This is a genomic window from Modestobacter sp. NPDC049651 (genome assembly GCF_040659695.1).
In the GTDB taxonomy this organism is placed as follows: domain Bacteria; phylum Actinomycetota; class Actinomycetes; order Mycobacteriales; family Geodermatophilaceae; genus Modestobacter.
Genome location: NZ_JBFAOG010000012.1, coordinates 53,048 through 69,675, shown reverse-complemented (window position 1 = coordinate 69,675; position 16,628 = coordinate 53,048). Strand labels below are relative to the sequence as shown.

The following is a 16,628-nucleotide window of genomic DNA, read 5'->3' as shown; positions in this document are numbered from 1 at the left end:
GGGTCTGGCGGGCGGTGCGGTGGTTCAGCTGGGGGACGGGCTGGACCCGCGGACGGTGAGGCGGGTCGGGACGACGACCCGCCGGGGTGGCAGCGCGGGGTCGGCGATCCGCTCGAAGAGCAGGTCGACCGCGGCCCGGCCGATGCCGGCGGCGTCCTGGGCGACGGTGGTCAGCGGCGGGTCGAGCAGGTCGGCGAGGTCGAGCTCGTCGAAGCCGACGTGCGCGGGGCGCCGGCCGGGCCGGCCGTGCAGGTGCCGCAGCAGCGCGGTGCTGGCGACGTTGTTGCCCGTGACGACGGCGGTGACCGGGCTGCCGCCGGCCAGCCACGCCGCCTCGGCGGTGGCGGCGGCCTCCGGGTCGCGGGCGTTCATCGCGACCAGCCCGTCGGTGGGCAGCCCGTGCCGGGCGCAGGCGGCGAGGAAGCCGTCGCGCCGCCGCCGCGCGGTCCAGTAGCGGTCGTCGTCGCCGAGGTAGGCGATGCGGCGGTGGCCGCGCTCGACGAGGTGGTCGACCGCGGCGTCGATGCCGCCGGCGTTGTCCGAGAGCACCTCGTCGGTGCTGCCGTCGGCGCTGGGCCGGTCGAGCAGCACGGCCGGGACGTCGGGCGGGAGGTGGGCGGTGAGCACCTCGTCGCCGACCAGGTTGGGGGCGATGAGCAGCCCGTCGACCCGGCGGTTGGCGAAGGCCTCGACCAGCCGGGCGGCGCGGCCGGGGTCACCGTCGGCCGAGCCGGTGAGCAGCAGGTGCCCGTGCTCGCGGGCGCGGCGCTCGACGGCGGCGGTGACCGCCGCGTAGAAGGGGCCCGCGAGGTCCTCGAGCACCAGGCCCAGGCTCGCGGTGCTGGTGCCGCGGCGCAGGTGGCTGGCGCCGTCGTTGCGCCGGAAGCCGAGCTCGGCGATGGCCCGCTGGACGCGCTCGGCGGTCTCGGGGGTGACCCCCGGCTCGGCGTTGACGACCCGGCTGACGGTCTTCTGCGACGTGCCGGCGGCGCGGGCGACGTCGACCATCGTGGGCAGCCGCCCGGGTCGGCGCGGACCGCCACCAGGAGATGACAACGTAGTCATCGCGCGACGCCCGCTCGCTTTGACAACGTTGTCATGGCCGCAGATCGTGCGGGGCGGCGGCGCGGCTGTCAAGCCTCGCCGACCCAGCCGGTGCCGACCTGTGACCTGTGCCGTGCGGGTGCGCGCCGGGGCCACCGGGAGAATGAGGCGCATGGACCTCGAGGCGACCCTGCTCTTCGTGCTGGCCGCCGTGGCGATCGTGGTGGTGGTGCACTGGCTCGACGAGCGCACCGGCCTGCCCGCCGCCGCCCTGCTCACCGTGCTCGGCATCGTCTACGCGCTGCTCCCGGGGCCCAACGTGGCGCTCGACCCGCACCTCGTGCTGACCGTGGTCATCCCGCCGCTGCTCTACAGCGCGGCGCTGAACTCCTCGCTGCTGGCGATCCGGCAGAACCTGCGCACCGTGGTCAGCCTGTCGGTGGTGCTGGTGCTGGTCACCGCGGTGCTCATCGGCTGGGGCTTCTCGCTGTTCGTCGCCGGCTGCACGCTGGCCGCCGGCATCGCGCTGGGTGCCGCGGTCGCGCCGCCGGACCCGGTGGCGGCGCTGGCCGTCGGCCGGCGGGTGGGTCTGCCGCCGCGGCTGATCACCCTGGTCCAGGGCGAGGGGCTGCTCAACGACGCGACCGCGCTGACCACGCTCACCGTGGCCGTCGCGGCGGCGTCCGGCGAGGGCTTCTCGACGTGGTCGGCGATCGGCCAGTTCCTGGTCGCGGCGGTCGGCGGCGTGGCGGTCGGGGTCGTGGTCGCCCTCGTCGTCCGGGCCGTCCGGCGGTTCCGCGACGACCCGCTCACCCTGAACGCCGTCTCGCTGGCCACCCCGTTCCTGGCCTACCTGCTCGGCGAGGAGGCGCACGTCTCCGGTGTCCTCGCGGTCGTCGTCGCGGGGCTGATCATCGGCCACGACACCTCCCGCGCGGTGTCCGGCGCCAGCCGGCTGCAGACCAGCGCGGTCTGGCGGCTGGTCGACTTCCTGCTCGAGGGCCTGGTCTTCCTGCTCATCGGCCAGCAGCTGCCCGCCGTGATCGGCGGGCTGGGCGACTACTCCGGCGGCACCATCGCCACGGCGGTCGCCATCAGCGTCGGCGGTGCGCTGCTGATCCGGCCGCTGTGGCTGCTGCTCACCCAGTCGCTGCCGCGGTCGCTGCACATGCGGTTGGGCGGCGACGGCAGCGACCGGCTGCGCTGGCGGGAGATCGTCGTCCTCAGCTGGTCGGGCACCCGCGGCGTGATCACCCTGGCGGCGATCTTCACGCTGCCGCTGACCACCGACGCCGGGCTGCCGTTCCCCGACCGCGACCTGCTGCTGTTCTGCGCGTTCTGCGTGGTGCTGGTGACCCTGGTCGGCCAGGGTGTGACGTTCGCGCCGCTGGTCCGGGCGCTGGGCCTGCGCGCCGACAAGGCCGACCAGGCGCGGCTGCGCAACGAGGCGCGCTCGGCGTCGGTGGAGGCGGCGCTGCACCGGCTGGAGGAGATGGACACGCACGAGCACGACGCCATCGACGACCAGGCGATCCACTCCCTGCGCGCCCAGCTGGAGGGCCGGCTGGCCCGCTACCAGAAGCGGCTGGCCGTGCTCGAGCGGGCATCGGACGGGGAGGTCCCCTTCTCGCCGCAGTACGAGGCCGCGCTGCGCGTGCGCCGCGCGGTGATCGAGGCCCAGCGGGAGGAGCTGCTCCGGCTGCGGGACGCCGGCCGGCTGCCCGACGACGGCCTGCGGGTGCTCGAGCGGGAGCTCGACCACGAGGAGGGCCTGCTCCCCAACCGCTGAGCAGGCCCCCGGGGCTCACTCCGGGTCGTCGCCCACGAGCGTGCCGCCGGCCACCAGCGCCGCCTCGGGGTGGCGCAGCTCGACGTCCGGCTCGACGTGCGTGCGCGGGTCGCGGCGCACCGCCGGGATGAGCAGCGCCGCCACCGTAGACAGCGCCAGCGCGCCGGCCAGCAGCAGGAAGCCGTGGGTGTAGCCGGACTCCTGCGGCAGGCCGCTGGGCAGCGCGTCGGCGGTGACCACGCTGGCCACCACCGCGGCGCCGATCGCGCCGCCGATGGTGCGGATGTTGGCGTTCATGCCGCTGGCCACGCCGGTCTGGTGCGGCGGGACGGCGGCCACGATGAGGTTGGACATGGCCGCGAACGCCATGCCGAAGCCCAGGCCCATGAACGCGGAGTTCAGGTAGATCTGCCACTCCGCACCGTGCGCGAAGGCCAGCCCCAGGTAGCACAGCAGCCCGATGACCGAGCCGACGACCAGCACGTTCTTCGAGCCGAACCGCTGCGCGAGCCGGCCGGTGACCAGGCCGATCAGGAACATGCCGACCGACTGGGGCAGCATCATCAGCCCCGACCCGGTGATCGAGGCGCCGAAGCCGTAGCCCGCGGCCGACGGGGTCTGCAGGAACTCCGGCAGGAACGCGAAGCCGGCGTACATCGCGACGCCGAACAGCAGGGCCACCAGGTTCGCCGTCCACACGCCGCGCACGCGCATCATGCCCATGTCGATCAGCGGGGAGTCGCTGCGCGACTCGGCCCAGACCCAGACGACGGCCAGGACGACGGCGGCGGCCAGCAGCCCGAGCACCCGCCCGGAGGCCCAGCCCCAGTCGGGCGCCTCGCTGACCGCGACGAGGAGGGCGACCAGCCACGCCGAGAGCAGCGCCGCGGTCAGCCAGTTGATGCGCCCCGGCGTCCGGACGGCGGACTCGGGCACCAGCAGCTGCGCGGCCACCGCGGCGAGCACCAGCACGATCAGCGGGAACCAGAACAGCCAGTGGTAGTCCAGCCCCTCGACGATCGGGCCGGCCAGCACGATGCCCACGCCCGCGCCCACCGCGATCAGCGCGGCGATGACGCCGACGGCGCCGGGCACCTTGGGCGCCGGGAACTCGTCGCGGATGATCCCGAAGGCCAGCGGCAGCATCCCGCCGCCGATGCCCTGGATCACCCGGGCGACGATCATGACCGTCAGGTTGGTGGCCAGCGCCGCGAGCAGGCAGCCGATGACGAGGCCGACCAGCGAGAGCACGAACATCCGCTTCTTGCCGGTCATGTCGCCCAGCCGGCCCAGGATCGGTGTGCACACCGACGCGGACAGCAGGTAGGCGGTGAGCACCCAGGTCACGTTCGACTGGGTGGTGTCCAGCGCCCGCATCAGGGTGGGCAGCACCGGGGTGACCAGCGACTGCAGCAGGCCGTAGGCGACGACGCCGGTCGCCAGGACGGCGAAGGTGACGGTGTGGTGAGCGCGCTGCTCGGTGGAGCTCGAATGCACAGGGGTCCCTCTCCGATCGGGGCGGTTGCCCCGGGCAACGGAGCGTAGCGCCGTAACCGGAGCCCAGGCTCCGGATTGCAGCGGAGATCACAGGTCCGCGCGCTCACCCGGCGGCTCGACCGTCCAGCCACAGCTCCCAGCGGCGCACCGTGCCGGTGCGCAGCAGCCGGGCCGGCTGCCACGGGTCCGCCGCGAGCCGGTCGCGGACCGCGCCCTCGTCGGCGGCCTCGACGAGGAGCAGCACGTCGTCGCCCGTGGGCCCGCCGAGCAGCACGAAGCCGTCGTCGACGAGCCCGTCCATGAACGCCGCGTGCTCGGCCCACCCGCGCTGGTCCCGCCGGCCCCGGGTGTGGTCCCAGGCCGGCCCGGACACGAGGGTCACCGCGAAGGTCGCCATACCGGGAGTCTCCTGCCGGCCGGAACAGATGGCCCGGCCCGCGCCTTGGCCGTATCGGAGGCGGGCCTCCGCAACGGGGGTCCGCACACGTGACCGGACGAAGGAGAACGACATGGCGAAGACCTGGTTCATCACCGGCGCCTCCCGCGGCTTCGGCCGGGAGTGGGCGATCGCGGCGCTCGACCGCGGCGACAACGTGGCCGCGACCGCGCGCAGCACCGCGACCCTCGACGACCTGGTGCAGCAGTACGGCGACCGCGTGCTGCCGATCCAGCTCGACGTCGACGACCGGGCGGCCGACGTGGCCGCCGTCCAGCAGGCGCACGACCACTTCGGCAGCCTCGACGTCGTCGTCAACAACGCCGGCTACGGCCAGTTCGGGATGATCGAGGAGATCTCCGAGGCCGAGGCGCGGGCGCAGTTCGAGACCAACGTGTTCGGCGCGCTGTGGATCACCCAGGCCGCGCTGCCGTTCATGCGCGCCCAGGGCAGCGGGCACGTGCTGCAGGTCTCGAGCATCGGCGGCATCTCGGCGTTCCCGAACATCGGCATCTACAACGCGTCGAAGTGGGCGCTCGAGGCGTTCAGCCAGGCGCTGGCCCAGGAGGTCGCCGACTTCGGCATCAAGGTGACGCTCATCGAGCCCGGCGGCTACTCCACCGACTGGGGCGGCGCCTCGGCCAAGCACGCCACCCCCGACCCGGCCTACGACGAGTTCCGGGAGAAGGCGGCCGAGCAGCGCAAGCAGCGGCTGGGCGGCACGCCGGGCAACCCGGTGGCCACCCGCGCGGCCGTGCTCGAGCTGGTCGACGCCGAGAACCCGCCGCTGCGGGTCTTCTTCGGCGACGCCCCGCTGGGCATCGCCACCCGCGACTACGAGTCGCGGCTGGCGGAGTGGAACGAGTGGGACGCGCTGTCCAAGAAGGCGCACGGCTGAGCCGGCCGCGGCCCGACGCACGCGCCGTCCAGCGTTGATCAGGTGACCTGATCAAAGGCTGTCCCCCTGCACGAACGTTGGTGCGGGGGGATGCACTTTGATCAGGTCACCTGATCGAAGTCGGGGGCCGCGGGTCAGCTGTGGCCGAGCTCCCGGCCGGTGCAGTGGTAGCTGGCGGCGTCCTCGACCGGCCCCCGCCGGTACTGCGGCCACTGGGGGAACTGGCAGGCGGGCAGCGTCCGCTGGACCCCACCGACAGCGCCGGACAGGACCAGCCGCCCGGGTGCCTGACCGTGCTCGGCCCAGTCCTCCAGCACCCGCACCCAGTCCACCTGGCTGGGCGCGCCGCCGCCCCCGTGGTCCGCCCCGGGAGAGACGTACAGCCGGGCGAAGTCCGCCGTCCGGCGCGGACCGAGGGTGTCGACCACGGACTCGAACCAGGCCGAGCCCGCGAAACCGCTCTGGGCGTAGTCACCGAAGTGCTCCTGCACGATCAGCTTCCCGCCCCGGGCCCGGAACGCGGACAGGTCCGGGTTCGTCGAGTCGACGATCTGGGTGACCTGCTGGATCCGCTGCCGCCACCGGGGGCCGTCCGGGTCGAACGTGAGGGTGTCCAGCGAGGGGTCCCGGGCGATCGCGTAGCGGATCCACTGCGCACCCAGGCTGCCCAGGAACGACGTCCCCGGGGCGAAGCCGGCCGGGTTCTCCGGGGTGCCGGGGAGCTGCGGGGAGGGCGGCGTGGCCCCCATCACCCACAGCGGCCAGGACGCCGCCTCCGCTCCGGCCGGCCAGCCGGGGTACCCGGTGACGCCGTTGGCCACGGGGAAGTCCAGCGCCAGCGGGGAGCGCACCACCCGGACGGTGTCGACCTGGGCCTGGGACAGGCAGGTGTCGGTGCCGGCCGGGTCGACGCCGGCCGGGCACAGCAGTGCGGCCGGGTCCGGTCGGCAGTCCGGGTAGTCGGCGATCAGCCCGTCGGTGACCCCGTCGAGGCCGTCGCACGCGGCGGTGGTCGCCGCGGACAGCAGCCCGATCTCGGCGGCATTCATCCACCCGCCTGCTGCGACCGAGGCGCCCACCCGGTTGCCGGCGATCTGGAGCTCGGTGAACGGCACCACGGGCACCCGGCTGAGCACGGCGTCGTAGTCGGCGGGGAACCGCTGGGCGACCGTGATCGCCTCCCGGCCACCCTGCGAGCTGCCGGCGAAGTACATGTACTGCGGTCGGTGCCCGTACCCGGCCCGGATCAGCGCCACCGCGACGTCGTGGGTCTTCTTGAGGGCCGCGTAGCCGAAGTTGACCAGCGCCTCGTCGTTGAGGGCGAACACCGCGGTGCCGCCCTGGTGGCCGGAGTCGCTGCCGAAGGTCGCGTACCCGCGGGCCAGCGGGGTGGGGGTGCCCGCCGGGGCCGACGGCGTGTTGGCCGTGGTGTCGGGCACGGAGCCGTCGTAGCCGCCACCCCCGAAGTGCATCGCCTTCCCGTTCCAGGCGACCGGGAGGCTGACCTGCGCGTTGATCGCCGGAGCGGTCGGGTCGACCGGCGCGATGGAGACCAGCACCTTGCAGTACTCGGGCACCGCCGGGTGCGCGGGGACCGCCGGGGAGGTCCCCGTCGCGGGCACGGTTTCCGTGGCGGCTGCGGCCGGCACCACCACCGCGGAGGCGACCCGCGCTCCGCTCGTCGGCAGCCCGATCCGCCCCGCCGGGACGGCGGTCCCGGCCAGGGACCCGCAGTCCAGCCGGGCGGCGCCGGCCGGCGGGCCCCCGGCGGCCGCGGTCGCCGGCGCGAGGCCGGCGGCGACGAGTGCGGTGAGGCCGGCGACGAGTGCGACGCGGGGCACCCGGACGCGCCCGGTCACCTGCGCACTCCGTGGTCGGTGGGGGCGGCTGTCGACTCGTCCATGGGTCCGCGCTCCGGGGTTCCGATGGTCGCCCCCGGAACCGGGAACGGAGCCGCAGGCTATGACCTGGATCACTGCACAGGCCAACCACAGCAGGCAGCGGCACGCGCCCGCCCGCTGAGCCGTGCACGCAGGGTCAGTCCTGGGTCACGCACAGCTGCCGCAGTGGAGTCCCAGCGCATCGTCTCCCGAGCGCGGGGACTCCACCCGGCTCACGCAGCGAGGACGGCGTCGCGCTCGGCGGCGCCGGCCAGCTCGGCGTATCGCCCACCGAGGGCCAGCAGCTCCCGGTGGGTGCCGAGCTCCACGACCCGGCCGGCGTCCAGCACGGCGATCAGGTCGGCGTCCCGGACGGTCGACAGCCGGTGCGCGATGGTGATCGTCGTCCGGCCGCGGCTGGCCTCGTCGAGCGCGGCCTGCACCGCCCGCTCGGTGCGGTTGTCCAGCGCGCTGGTGGCCTCGTCGAGCACCAGCACCCGCGGGTCGCGCAGCAGCGTGCGGGCGATGGCCAGCCGCTGCTTCTCGCCGCCGGAGAACCGGTGCCCGCGGGCGCCGACGACGGTGTCGTAGCCGTCGGGCAGCGCGGCGATCACGTCGTGCACCTGGGCGCGGCGGGCGGCGTCCACCATCTCCGCCTCGGTGGCGTCGGGCTTGGCGTGCCGCAGGTTCTCCCGGATCGTGCCGTGCAGCAGGTAGGTCTCCTGCGCGACGACGCCGACCACCCGGGCGAGGTCGGCCAGCCGGACGTCGCGGACGTCGACGCCGTCGATCGTCACCCGCCCGGACGTCGGGTCGTTCAGCCGCGCCACGAGCGAGGCCAGCGTGCTCTTGCCCGACCCGGTCGCGCCGACCAGCGCGAGCGTGGCGCCGGCGGGGACGGCGAGGTCGACGTCGGTGAGGGCGTCGCGGTGGCCGTCGGGGTAGCGGAAGCCGACGTGCTCGAAGCGCACGTCGCCGCGGGTGGTCGCCGGGTCCAGCGGTCGCGGGGACGCCGGGTCGTCGATGTCGACCGGCAGGTCCAGGTACTCGAACACCCGGCTGAACAGGGCCATCGAGCTGGTCAGCTGGACGCCGACGTCGAGCAGGCCCATGAGCGGGCGGAACAGCGCGCCCTGCAGCGTGGTGAACGCGACCAGGGTGCCGATGGTCATCCCGCCGGAGGTCGCCGGGAAGCCCGCGGCGAGGTAGATCGCGGCCGGGATGCCGGCGAAGACGATGCTCATGGTGGCCATCCGCCAGCGGCCGGCGAGCTGCGAGCGGACCTCCAGGCCGACCAGGTCGGTGGAGGTGCCGGTGAACCGGTCGGACAGCGCGGGGCCGGCGCCGAGGGTCTTGGCCAGCAGCACGCCGCTGACGCTGAGCCCCTCCTCGACCTGGGAGTGCAGATCGGCGAGGTGCCGCTGGCGCTGGGCGGTGACCGTCCGGCGCATCCGGGCGACCTTGCGGGTGAGCAGCACGGCCGGCGGCAGCACGACGAGCGAGAGCAGCGAGAGCCGCCAGCTCAGGGCGGCCATGGCGACCGCGGTGCCGACGACGGTGGTGGCGTTGGACGCGGCGGAGGTGGCGGTCGAGGTGACCACCGACTGCATGCCGCCGACGTCGTTCATCAGCCGCGACTGCACCTCGCCGCCCTTGGTGCGGGTGAAGAAGCCGAGCGACTGGCGCTGCAGGTGGGTGAAGACCGCCGTCCGCAGGCCGTGCATGACCGACTGGCCGACGCTGGTGGAGATCCAGGTCTGCACGACGCCGAACAGCGAGGTGAGCGCGGCGACGCCGAGCATGCCGGCGACCGCCCAGACCAGCAGCGGGAGGTCCTGCCGCGGGAGCGCGACGTCGATGACCTCGCGGAGCAGGAACGGGCTGGCCAGCGCGACGCCGGAGGACGCGACGATCAGGGCGGTGACGAGGGCGAGCTGCCCGCGGTGCGGGCGGAAGAGCGCGGCGACCCGGCTCCAGCGCACGGGTGAGCGCTCGAGCTGGGCGCGGTCGGCCGGGTCGGGCCGGGCCCCGCTGCGGCGGGGGTTCTGGGTGTCGTCGATGGCGACCACCCCTCTCTTGGTGCTGAGGTCTCTACATCGTGAGGTAACCACAGCATCTGCGCTAGGATTCCCGCATGGCGGACGACGGGACGGCGGCGCTCGGCGACCTGGTGATGCGGGTCGCCCGCACGCTGCGCCGCCGGTTCGCGTCGACGCTGGCGCCGTGGGACCTCTCGCCGCACCAGGCCCGCGCGCTGCGGGTGGTCGGCGCGCGGGACGGCGTCCGGTTGTCGGAGCTCGCCGAGGCGCTGCGGATCGCGCCGCGGTCGGCGACCGAGGTGGCCGACGCGCTGACCGGGCGCGGGCTCGCCGAGCGCGCCGCCGACCCCGCCGACCGGCGCGCGGTGCTGCTGCGGCTCACCGACGACGGGCGGCGGGTGCAGCGGGAGGTCGACGCGGCGCGCGCCGCGGACGCCGAGGAGCTGTTCGCCCGGCTGCCGGCCACCGACCGCGCCGAGCTGGAGCGGATCCTCCGCGTGCTGACCGACTGAGGCGCGGTGATCCTTGTGCGCTGATCGTCGTTTCCCGACGCGGGAAGCAGCGATCAGCGCACGACGGCGGGGCGGGGGTCAGGCGGACGACGACCGGCGACGGCGGCGGACGCGCCACACGACGAACGCCGCGACCAGCAGCAGCGCGATCACCCCGGCGCTCGCCTTGCCCAGCACGCCCTCGACCCGCTCGTACGAGTTGCCGGCGAAGTAGCCCAGCAGCACCACGCCACCACCCCACAGCACGCCGCCCAGCGCGTTGAACACCAGGAACCGCCCGTACGGCATGCGGCTGGAGCCGGCGAGCCCGGGCATGACCGCCCGCAGGAACGCCGTCAGCCGGGACAGCAGCACCGCCCAGCCGCCGCGTTCCCGCAGGAACGTCTGCGCGCCCAGGATCCGGCCGGCGTGGCGTTCGAGCGGGCGCGAGGCGAGCAGCCGCGGCCCGAAGTGCCGGCCCACCTCGTAGCCCACCGAGTCGCCGATCACCGCGGTCGCGATGACCACGACCAGCAGCAGCGTCAGCGACAACCGCCCGGTGCCGGCGAGCACGCCACCGAGCAGCACCGCTGTCTCCCCGGGCAGCACGAACCCGACGAACACCGCCGCCTCGCCGAACACCAGCGCGCCGATGACCGCCAGCGCGACCGGCCCGGACAGGGCCGTCAGGTGCTCGACGACCCCGCTCATGCCCCCGACGGTAGCCGTCGCCCGATCGTGTGTGACATCAGCCGCGGGGCGGCGCTCACCCCTTGGCGGGGGCGGCCGGGCTGGCCACGATGAGCCGATGACCGACAACGCCGTCGTTCCGTCCGCTGCGCTGCCCGGCTGGGCGCCCGAGGAGTTCACCGCCGCAGGGCACACGCACACCGTCTTCACCCGCGGCTCCGGCCCGGGCGTCGTCCTGCTGCCGGAGATCCCCGGCCTGACCCCGGCGGTGCTGGGTCTCGCCGACCACCTGGTCGACTCCGGGTTCACCGTGGCCGTGGTCAACCTCTTCGGCGACCCGGGCCGCCCGATCACGCCGGGCTACGCGGCCGGCAGCTTCGCCAAGGCCTGCGTCAGCCGCGAGTTCCTCGCCTTCGCCCGGGGCGCCGACCGGCCGGTCGCCGAGTACGTCCGCGCGGTCGCCCGCGAGCTGCACGGCCGCGCCGGCGGACCGGGGGTCGGGGTCGTCGGCATGTGCTTCAGCGGCGGCTTCGCGCTGGCCAGCGCCGCCGAGCCCGCCGTCCTCGCGCCGGTCGCCAGCCAGCCCTCGCTGCCGCTGCCGCTCACCCCGGCCCGCCGGCGCGACCTGGGCATGTCCGACCGCGAGCGCGACGCGATCGAGGCGCGGGTGGCGAACGAGGGGCTCTGCCTGATGGGCCTGCGGTTCAGCGAGGACGCCGCCTCCCCCACCGACCGGTTCCGGGCGCTGCGGGCCGCGTTCGGCGACGGCTGGCTGCCGGTCCAGCTCAACTCCCGTCCGGGCAACCCGGCGGGCATCGGGCGCCACGAGCACATGGTGCTGACCAGCACGGACGTCGAGACCCCGGGGCACCCCACCCACGAGGCCCGCGCCCAGGTGGTCGCGTTCCTGCGGGAACGCCTGGCCGCCGTCCCGGCCGCCCAGCAGGCCTGACCGACGGCCCGGCGGTCACTCCACGTAGAGGCAGAAGGGGTGGCCGGCCGGGTCGAGGTGCACCCGGACGTGCTCCTGCGGCTGGAACCCCGCGAGCGTCGCCCCCAGGGACTGGGCGAACGCGCTGGCCGCGTCGAGGTCGTCGACCCGGACGTCGAGGTGCGCCTGCATCTGCTGCTCCCCTGCCCGCTGCGGCCAGGTCGGGGGCACGTGGTCGTCCTCGCGCTGGAACGACAGCCCGGGCCCGCCCGGGCGCAGCGTGACCCACTCCGGGGTGTCCTCACCCAGCGGCCAGCCGAGCAGCTCGGCGTAGAAGCGGCCCAGCGCCTGCGGGTCCGGGCAGCCCAGCACGGTGGCGGTCAGCGTGGCCCGTGGTCGGGCGGCCACCTCAGCTGTTCTCCTGGATGTAGGTCTCCGGGTCCTTGTCCCGGATCGGGATGCCCGCCCAGTGCCTGGCCTCGTAGGCGAGGAACTGCACGGCGATGTCGTGCCGGGTCTGCAGGTCGGCGTGGTGCCGGAAGTCCAGCAGGTCCTCCCGCTCCTCCTCGCCCATGTGGTCGTCGTTGGCCTTGCGCGCCTCCCAGACCGCCGTCCACCACTCGTCGGTGCCGACCTGGTGCTCACCCGCGGCCCGGACGGCGTCCCGGATCTCGTTGTGGTCGGAGACCGCGTCCTCGACCTCGTCGTGGACGTCGCCGTCCGGGTTGCCCTTCCCCAGCTGCAGCACCCGCGGGTAGAAGTAGCGCTCCTCACCCTCCGCGTGCACCTCGAGGAAGGCGGCCAGCCGGTCCCACATCGCACCCAGGGCCTCGTTGTCACCGCGCGGCATCTCGTCCAGGTAGGCGAACATCCGCCGCTGCTGGTGGTGCTGCTCCAGGATGATCTCGGTGATGTCCATCCGGCGATCATGCCCCCGCCCGGGAGGGATCGCCGGGGCACTTCCGGACGAGGTATCTCAGCGCTAAGGTAACTGGGCATGAGCGAACGCCGGGTCCGCATCGGCATCGACACGGGCGGCACGTTCACCGACGTCGTCGCCGTCGACGAGGCCACCGGTGAGGTGGCCACCACGAAGACGCCGTCCACCCCCGCCGATCCCGCCGAGGGCTTCCTCGCCGGGGTCCGCAAGGTGCTCGGCCAGCTCGGCCTGGACGGCGGCGCGGTCACCGCGGTCAGCCACGGGACGACGGTGGCCACCAACCAGCTGCTCGAGGGAAAGCTCGACCGGATCGGGTTCATCACCACCGAGGGCTACGAGTCGGTGCTGGAGATCGCCCGCCAGTCGGTGCCCGACGGCTACGGCAACAGCTACTTCTGGGTCAAGCCGCCGCGCATCGTCCCGGCCGACCTGGTCCGCACGGTGCGCGGCCGGCTCGACGTCACCGGCGCCGAGGTGCGGCCGTTCTCCCGGGAGGACGCCGTCGCCGCTGCCCGGTTCTTCCGCGAGGCCGGCATCACCACCATCGGCGTCTGCTTCCTGCACGCCTACGCGAACGACGAGCACGAGCGGGCGATGCTCGACGTGCTCCACGTGGAACACCCCGACGCGGTGGTGAGCATCAGCTCCCAGGTGCTGCGCGAGTACCGCGAGTACGAGCGGTCGGTGACCACCCTGGTCGACGCCGCGGTGAAGCCGAAGGTCGGCGCCTACGTCACCAACATCCGCCGCCGGCTCGTCGAGATCGCGCCGGGCGTGCCGTTCTACGTGATGAAGAGCAACGGCGGCGTGCTGTCGGCCACCGAGGTCGTGCACCAGCCGATCACCACGATGCTGTCCGGCCCGGCCGCCGGGGCGCTCGGCGCCGCGCTGATCGCCGGCACCGCGGGGTTCGACCGGGTGCTCACCTGCGACGGCGGCGGCACCTCGACCGACGTCACCGTGGTCATCGACGGCGAGCCGACGCTCACCACCGAGGGCTCGGTCGGCGAGTACCCGTCGAAGATCCCGATGATCGACGTGGTCACCGTCGGTGCCGGCGGCGGCTCGATCGCCTGGCTGTCGCCGGAGGGCACGCTCAAGGTCGGCCCCCAGTCGGCCGGCGCCGATCCGGGCCCGATCTGCTACCCGTCCGGCGGTGACCAGCCGACGGTCACCGACGCGCACGTCGTGCTCGGCCGGATCCCCCCGCACCTGCTCGGTGGCGAGATCCCGCTGTCGGTGGACGCCGCCCGCGCCGGGCTGGAGGAGCTCGGCGGCAAGCTCGGCCTGTCGGTGGAGCAGACCGCCACCGGCATCCTGGAGATCTCCGCCTGGAACCAGGCCAACGCGCTGCGCCAGGTCACCGTCGCCCGCGGCCTCGACGTCCGCGACTTCACCCTCACCACGTTCGGCGGCTCGGGCTCGCTGCTGGCCTGCCGGCTGATGGACGTGCTCGGCCTCCCCCGCACGCTGGTGCCGCCGAACCCGGGCAACGTCAGCGCGTTCGGCCTGCTCACGGTCGACGTCCGCAACGACTACGTGCAGACCATGGTCAGCCGGCACGCCGACCTGCGCCCGGACGACGTCGCCGCCGCCTACGCCGCACTGGAGGACCAGGCGGCGCAGGCCCTGGACGGCGAGGGCTTCGCCCGCGACCAGCAGCGGATGCAGCGCACCGCCGACCTGCGCTACGTCGGGCAGGCGTTCGAGGTGCGGGTCCCGGTCGGCGACGGCGCGCTGGACCCCGCCGCCCTGGACGAGGTCGCGACCGCCTTCCACGCCGCGCACCGGCAGCTCTACGGCTACGACTTCGCCGACGACCCCCGCCAGGCGGTGGAGTGGGTCAACCTGCGGGTCAGCGGGATCGGGCCGATCCGCCGTCCGGAGATCATCGAGCCGGCGGCCACCGGCCGGGACTCCCGGCGCGGCTCGCGGCCGGTGTACTTCGACGAGTGGGTGGAGACGCCGGTGCACTGGCGACCGGACCTCTCCCCCGGTGACGTCGTCACCGGCCCGGCGATCGTCGAGGAGTTCGGCTCGACGGTGCCGGTGCACCCGGGCTACGCCGCGACCGTCGACCGGTTCGGGAACCTGCTGCTCACCAAGGAGGACCCGCGATGACGCAGGCCGCTGACCCCGTCCTCGTCGAGATCGTCGCCGGCACGCTGGCCGCGATCGAGAAGGAGGTCGAGACGTCGATCGGGCGCACCTCGCGCTCGCCGATGATCCGCGACGCGCACGACTTCCGCGCCGGCATCCACGACCGGCAGCTGCGCAAGCTCACCGGCCGCTCCTACTCGGCGCTGGTGCACCCGGTGGTCCGCGACCACCCGATCCCGACGATGCACCCGGGCGACGTCTTCTTCCACAACGACGTCTACCTGTCCGAGGGCGGGATCGGCCACCTGCCCGACCTGTGCGTGACGGTGCCGGTGTTCGCCGCGGGTGCGGACGGCGAGCCGGAGGTGGTCGCCTTCATCCAGGCGTTCGGCCACCACGACGACATCGGCGGCGCCGTCCCGGGCTCCATGCCGAGCGCCGCGACGTCGGTGTTCGAGGAGGGCCTGATGGTCCCGCCGATCAAGCTGTGGGACCGCGGCGTCCGCAACGAGGCGGCGCTGACGATCATGACCCGCAACTCGCGGATGCCCGACTCGCTGGCCGCCGACCTCGACGCCGAGTGCTCGGCCTGCCTGGCCGGTGCCCGGCGGCTCGGCGAGCTGTTCGACCGGTACGGCGTCGACGCGGTCGAGGCCTGCTTCGAGGCGATCCTGGCCAACTCGACCGAGGTCTACCGGCGGGAGATCCTCTCGCAGATCCCCGACGGCACCTACGTCTGGGAGGACTACGCCGAGCACGACGGCGTCGACGAGCCGCAGCTGCACCGGCAGCGGATCACCCTGACCATGGACTCGAGCGCCGAGGTGCCGCTGGTCATCGACTTCACCGGCACCGGCCCGCAGGCCAAGGGCCCGATCAACCACTGCGGCGACTACGCCGACGGCAACTTCCTCAAGAAGTGGCTCGCGCCGATCCTGCGCAACCTGGCCGAGACGCCGGAGCGGATGGCGCAGCTCGACGTCAACGAGGGCGTCGTCCCGCTGATCGAGATGCGGTTCCCGGAGAAGGGCACGCTGCTCACCCCGGTGTTCCCCGCGCCCACCAACGCCCGCACGTTCGTGATCCTGCGGCTGCTCGGCGTGCTGGCCGGGGTGCTGGCCAAGGCCACCGGCGGCCGGATGCCCGCCGACCAGGAGACGATCCGGTACACCGGCGTCTACGGCACCGACGCCAACGGCGAGCCCTACCTCATGCGCGAGGTGCTCGGCGGCGGCTCGGGCGGGCGGTACTACGCCGACGGCGAGGACACCATCCACGTCGTCCCGGACTCCCGGAACCTGCCCACCGAGTTCACCGAGTCGCGGTTCCCGCTGCGCATCGAGCGGCTCGGCCTGGCGCTGGACTCCGGCGGCCCCGGCCGGTACCGCGGCGGCTGCGGCTACGAGAAGCACATCCGGGTGCTGCGCGACGCGCACTTCATGTCGATCGCCGACCGCTCGATCCTCGCCTGCTGGGGCGTCAAGGGCGGCAAGGCCGGCCGGCCGTTCCAGATCACCGTCGACCCGGGCGGGCCGGACGAGCACGACGTCGACGCGCTCGCCGACGCCGAGCCGCTGAAGGCCGGCACCGTCGTCCGGGTGCGGACGACGGGCGGCGGCGGCTGGGGCGACCCGCTGGACCGCCCGGTCGACGAGGTGCTGCGCGACATCGCGTGGCGCAAGGTGTCGGTGGCCGGCGCCCGCGACGACTACGGCGTGGTCGTGCGCGAGGACGGCACGGCCGACCTCGACGCGACCGAGGAGCTCCGGACGTCGCTGCGCGCGGCCCGGCCGGAGGTCGAGCCGTTCTTCGACCGCGGCCCGGGCTACGCGCTGCTCTCCGGCGGCGCCGCGTTCAACGAGTTCGACCTGCTCTGACACCGGTTTCGGCGCC

At 74.2% G+C, this 16,628-nt stretch carries 14 protein-coding genes; 6 read left to right on the top strand and 8 right to left on the bottom strand.

Annotated elements, in window-relative coordinates; all coding sequences use genetic code 11:
- Positions 1–24: 24 nt before the first annotated feature.
- Positions 25–1,008: a LacI family DNA-binding transcriptional regulator gene (locus AB0J00_RS16295; protein WP_357746448.1), complete on the bottom strand. Its 984-nt coding sequence runs from the start codon at positions 1,006–1,008 to the stop codon at positions 25–27.
- A gap of 208 nt (positions 1,009–1,216) precedes the next feature.
- On the opposite strand from AB0J00_RS16295, the gene AB0J00_RS16290 reads away from it, so the two are divergent.
- Positions 1,217–2,833, top strand: a complete 1,617-nt coding sequence (locus tag AB0J00_RS16290) for a Na+/H+ antiporter (RefSeq protein ID WP_357746445.1) — start codon at positions 1,217–1,219, stop codon at positions 2,831–2,833.
- Positions 2,834–2,848: 15 nt separating this feature from the next.
- On the opposite strand, the gene AB0J00_RS16285 is transcribed toward AB0J00_RS16290, so the two are convergent.
- Both AB0J00_RS16285 and AB0J00_RS16280 read right to left on the bottom strand, forming a co-directional pair.
- Positions 2,849–4,330 carry an MFS transporter gene (locus AB0J00_RS16285; RefSeq protein WP_357746442.1) on the bottom strand — a complete coding sequence of 494 codons (1,482 nt, stop codon included), beginning with the start codon at positions 4,328–4,330 and terminating at the stop codon, positions 2,849–2,851.
- 103 nt (positions 4,331–4,433) lie between these two features.
- Complete coding sequence (locus tag AB0J00_RS16280) at positions 4,434–4,727, bottom strand: hypothetical protein (RefSeq protein ID WP_357746439.1); 294 nt, start codon at positions 4,725–4,727, stop codon at positions 4,434–4,436.
- A gap of 112 nt (positions 4,728–4,839) precedes the next feature.
- Between AB0J00_RS16280 and AB0J00_RS16275 the strand changes: the two genes are divergently transcribed.
- The gene (locus AB0J00_RS16275; protein ID WP_357746436.1) at positions 4,840–5,664 is read left to right on the top strand and encodes an SDR family oxidoreductase; all 825 of its coding nucleotides are present in this window, start codon (positions 4,840–4,842) and stop codon (positions 5,662–5,664) included.
- A 134-nt stretch (positions 5,665–5,798) separates the two neighbouring features.
- Here the strand turns inward: AB0J00_RS16275 and AB0J00_RS16270 are convergent, their stop codons facing one another.
- Together AB0J00_RS16270 and AB0J00_RS16265 are read right to left on the bottom strand one after the other, a co-directional pair.
- A complete protein-coding gene (locus AB0J00_RS16270; RefSeq protein ID WP_357746434.1) occupies positions 5,799–7,523 on the bottom strand; it encodes a tannase/feruloyl esterase family alpha/beta hydrolase in 1,725 nt (574 codons plus the stop codon).
- A 254-nt stretch (positions 7,524–7,777) separates the two neighbouring features.
- Positions 7,778–9,613 carry an ABC transporter ATP-binding protein gene (locus AB0J00_RS16265; protein ID WP_357746432.1) on the bottom strand — a complete coding sequence of 612 codons (1,836 nt, stop codon included), beginning with the start codon at positions 9,611–9,613 and terminating at the stop codon, positions 7,778–7,780.
- Between the two features lie 65 nt (positions 9,614–9,678).
- Here AB0J00_RS16265 and AB0J00_RS16260 point away from each other — a divergent pair, with 65 nt between their 5' ends.
- The gene (locus tag AB0J00_RS16260; protein ID WP_357746429.1) at positions 9,679–10,095 is read left to right on the top strand and encodes a MarR family transcriptional regulator; all 417 of its coding nucleotides are present in this window, start codon (positions 9,679–9,681) and stop codon (positions 10,093–10,095) included.
- A gap of 78 nt (positions 10,096–10,173) precedes the next feature.
- Here AB0J00_RS16260 and AB0J00_RS16255 read toward each other — a convergent pair whose 3' ends face one another.
- Positions 10,174–10,785 (bottom strand): DedA family protein, encoded by a 612-nt coding sequence (locus AB0J00_RS16255; protein WP_357746426.1) that lies wholly within the window; start codon positions 10,783–10,785, stop codon positions 10,174–10,176.
- Positions 10,786–10,882: 97 nt separating this feature from the next.
- On the opposite strand from AB0J00_RS16255, the gene AB0J00_RS16250 reads away from it, so the two are divergent.
- A complete protein-coding gene (locus tag AB0J00_RS16250; RefSeq protein ID WP_357746423.1) occupies positions 10,883–11,716 on the top strand; it encodes a dienelactone hydrolase family protein in 834 nt (277 codons plus the stop codon).
- Positions 11,717–11,731: 15 nt separating this feature from the next.
- Here the strand turns inward: AB0J00_RS16250 and AB0J00_RS16245 are convergent, their stop codons facing one another.
- Both AB0J00_RS16245 and AB0J00_RS16240 read right to left on the bottom strand, forming a co-directional pair.
- Positions 11,732–12,103 (bottom strand): VOC family protein, encoded by a 372-nt coding sequence (locus AB0J00_RS16245; RefSeq protein WP_357746421.1) that lies wholly within the window; start codon positions 12,101–12,103, stop codon positions 11,732–11,734.
- A gap of 1 nt (position 12,104) precedes the next feature.
- Positions 12,105–12,614: a hemerythrin domain-containing protein gene (locus tag AB0J00_RS16240; RefSeq protein ID WP_357746417.1), complete on the bottom strand. Its 510-nt coding sequence runs from the start codon at positions 12,612–12,614 to the stop codon at positions 12,105–12,107.
- Positions 12,615–12,692: 78 nt separating this feature from the next.
- Here AB0J00_RS16240 and AB0J00_RS16235 point away from each other — a divergent pair, with 78 nt between their 5' ends.
- Complete coding sequence (locus tag AB0J00_RS16235) at positions 12,693–14,756, top strand: hydantoinase/oxoprolinase family protein (protein WP_357746414.1); 2,064 nt, start codon at positions 12,693–12,695, stop codon at positions 14,754–14,756.
- Positions 14,753–16,612 (top strand): hydantoinase B/oxoprolinase family protein, encoded by a 1,860-nt coding sequence (locus AB0J00_RS16230; RefSeq protein ID WP_357746412.1) that lies wholly within the window; start codon positions 14,753–14,755, stop codon positions 16,610–16,612. Before AB0J00_RS16235 ends, AB0J00_RS16230 begins: the two co-directional genes overlap by 4 nt.
- The last annotated feature ends 16 nt before the right edge of the window (positions 16,613–16,628 follow it).

Bases quoted from the DNA above. Each gene is read 5' to 3' on its own strand.
- AB0J00_RS16295 (WP_357746448.1), bottom strand. From the start codon at position 1,008: ATGGTCGACGTCGCCCGCGCCGCCGGCACGTCGCAGAAGACCGTCAGC.
- AB0J00_RS16290 (WP_357746445.1), top strand. From the start codon at position 1,217: ATGGACCTCGAGGCGACCCTGCTCTTCGTGCTGGCCGCCGTGGCGATC.
- AB0J00_RS16280 (WP_357746439.1), bottom strand. From the start codon at position 4,727: ATGGCGACCTTCGCGGTGACCCTCGTGTCCGGGCCGGCCTGGGACCAC.
- AB0J00_RS16275 (WP_357746436.1), top strand. From the start codon at position 4,840: ATGGCGAAGACCTGGTTCATCACCGGCGCCTCCCGCGGCTTCGGCCGG.
- AB0J00_RS16260 (WP_357746429.1), top strand. From the start codon at position 9,679: ATGGCGGACGACGGGACGGCGGCGCTCGGCGACCTGGTGATGCGGGTC.
- AB0J00_RS16255 (WP_357746426.1), bottom strand. From the start codon at position 10,785: ATGAGCGGGGTCGTCGAGCACCTGACGGCCCTGTCCGGGCCGGTCGCG.
- AB0J00_RS16250 (WP_357746423.1), top strand. From the start codon at position 10,883: ATGACCGACAACGCCGTCGTTCCGTCCGCTGCGCTGCCCGGCTGGGCG.
- AB0J00_RS16240 (WP_357746417.1), bottom strand. From the start codon at position 12,614: ATGGACATCACCGAGATCATCCTGGAGCAGCACCACCAGCAGCGGCGG.
- AB0J00_RS16235 (WP_357746414.1), top strand. From the start codon at position 12,693: ATGAGCGAACGCCGGGTCCGCATCGGCATCGACACGGGCGGCACGTTC.
- AB0J00_RS16230 (WP_357746412.1), top strand. From the start codon at position 14,753: ATGACGCAGGCCGCTGACCCCGTCCTCGTCGAGATCGTCGCCGGCACG.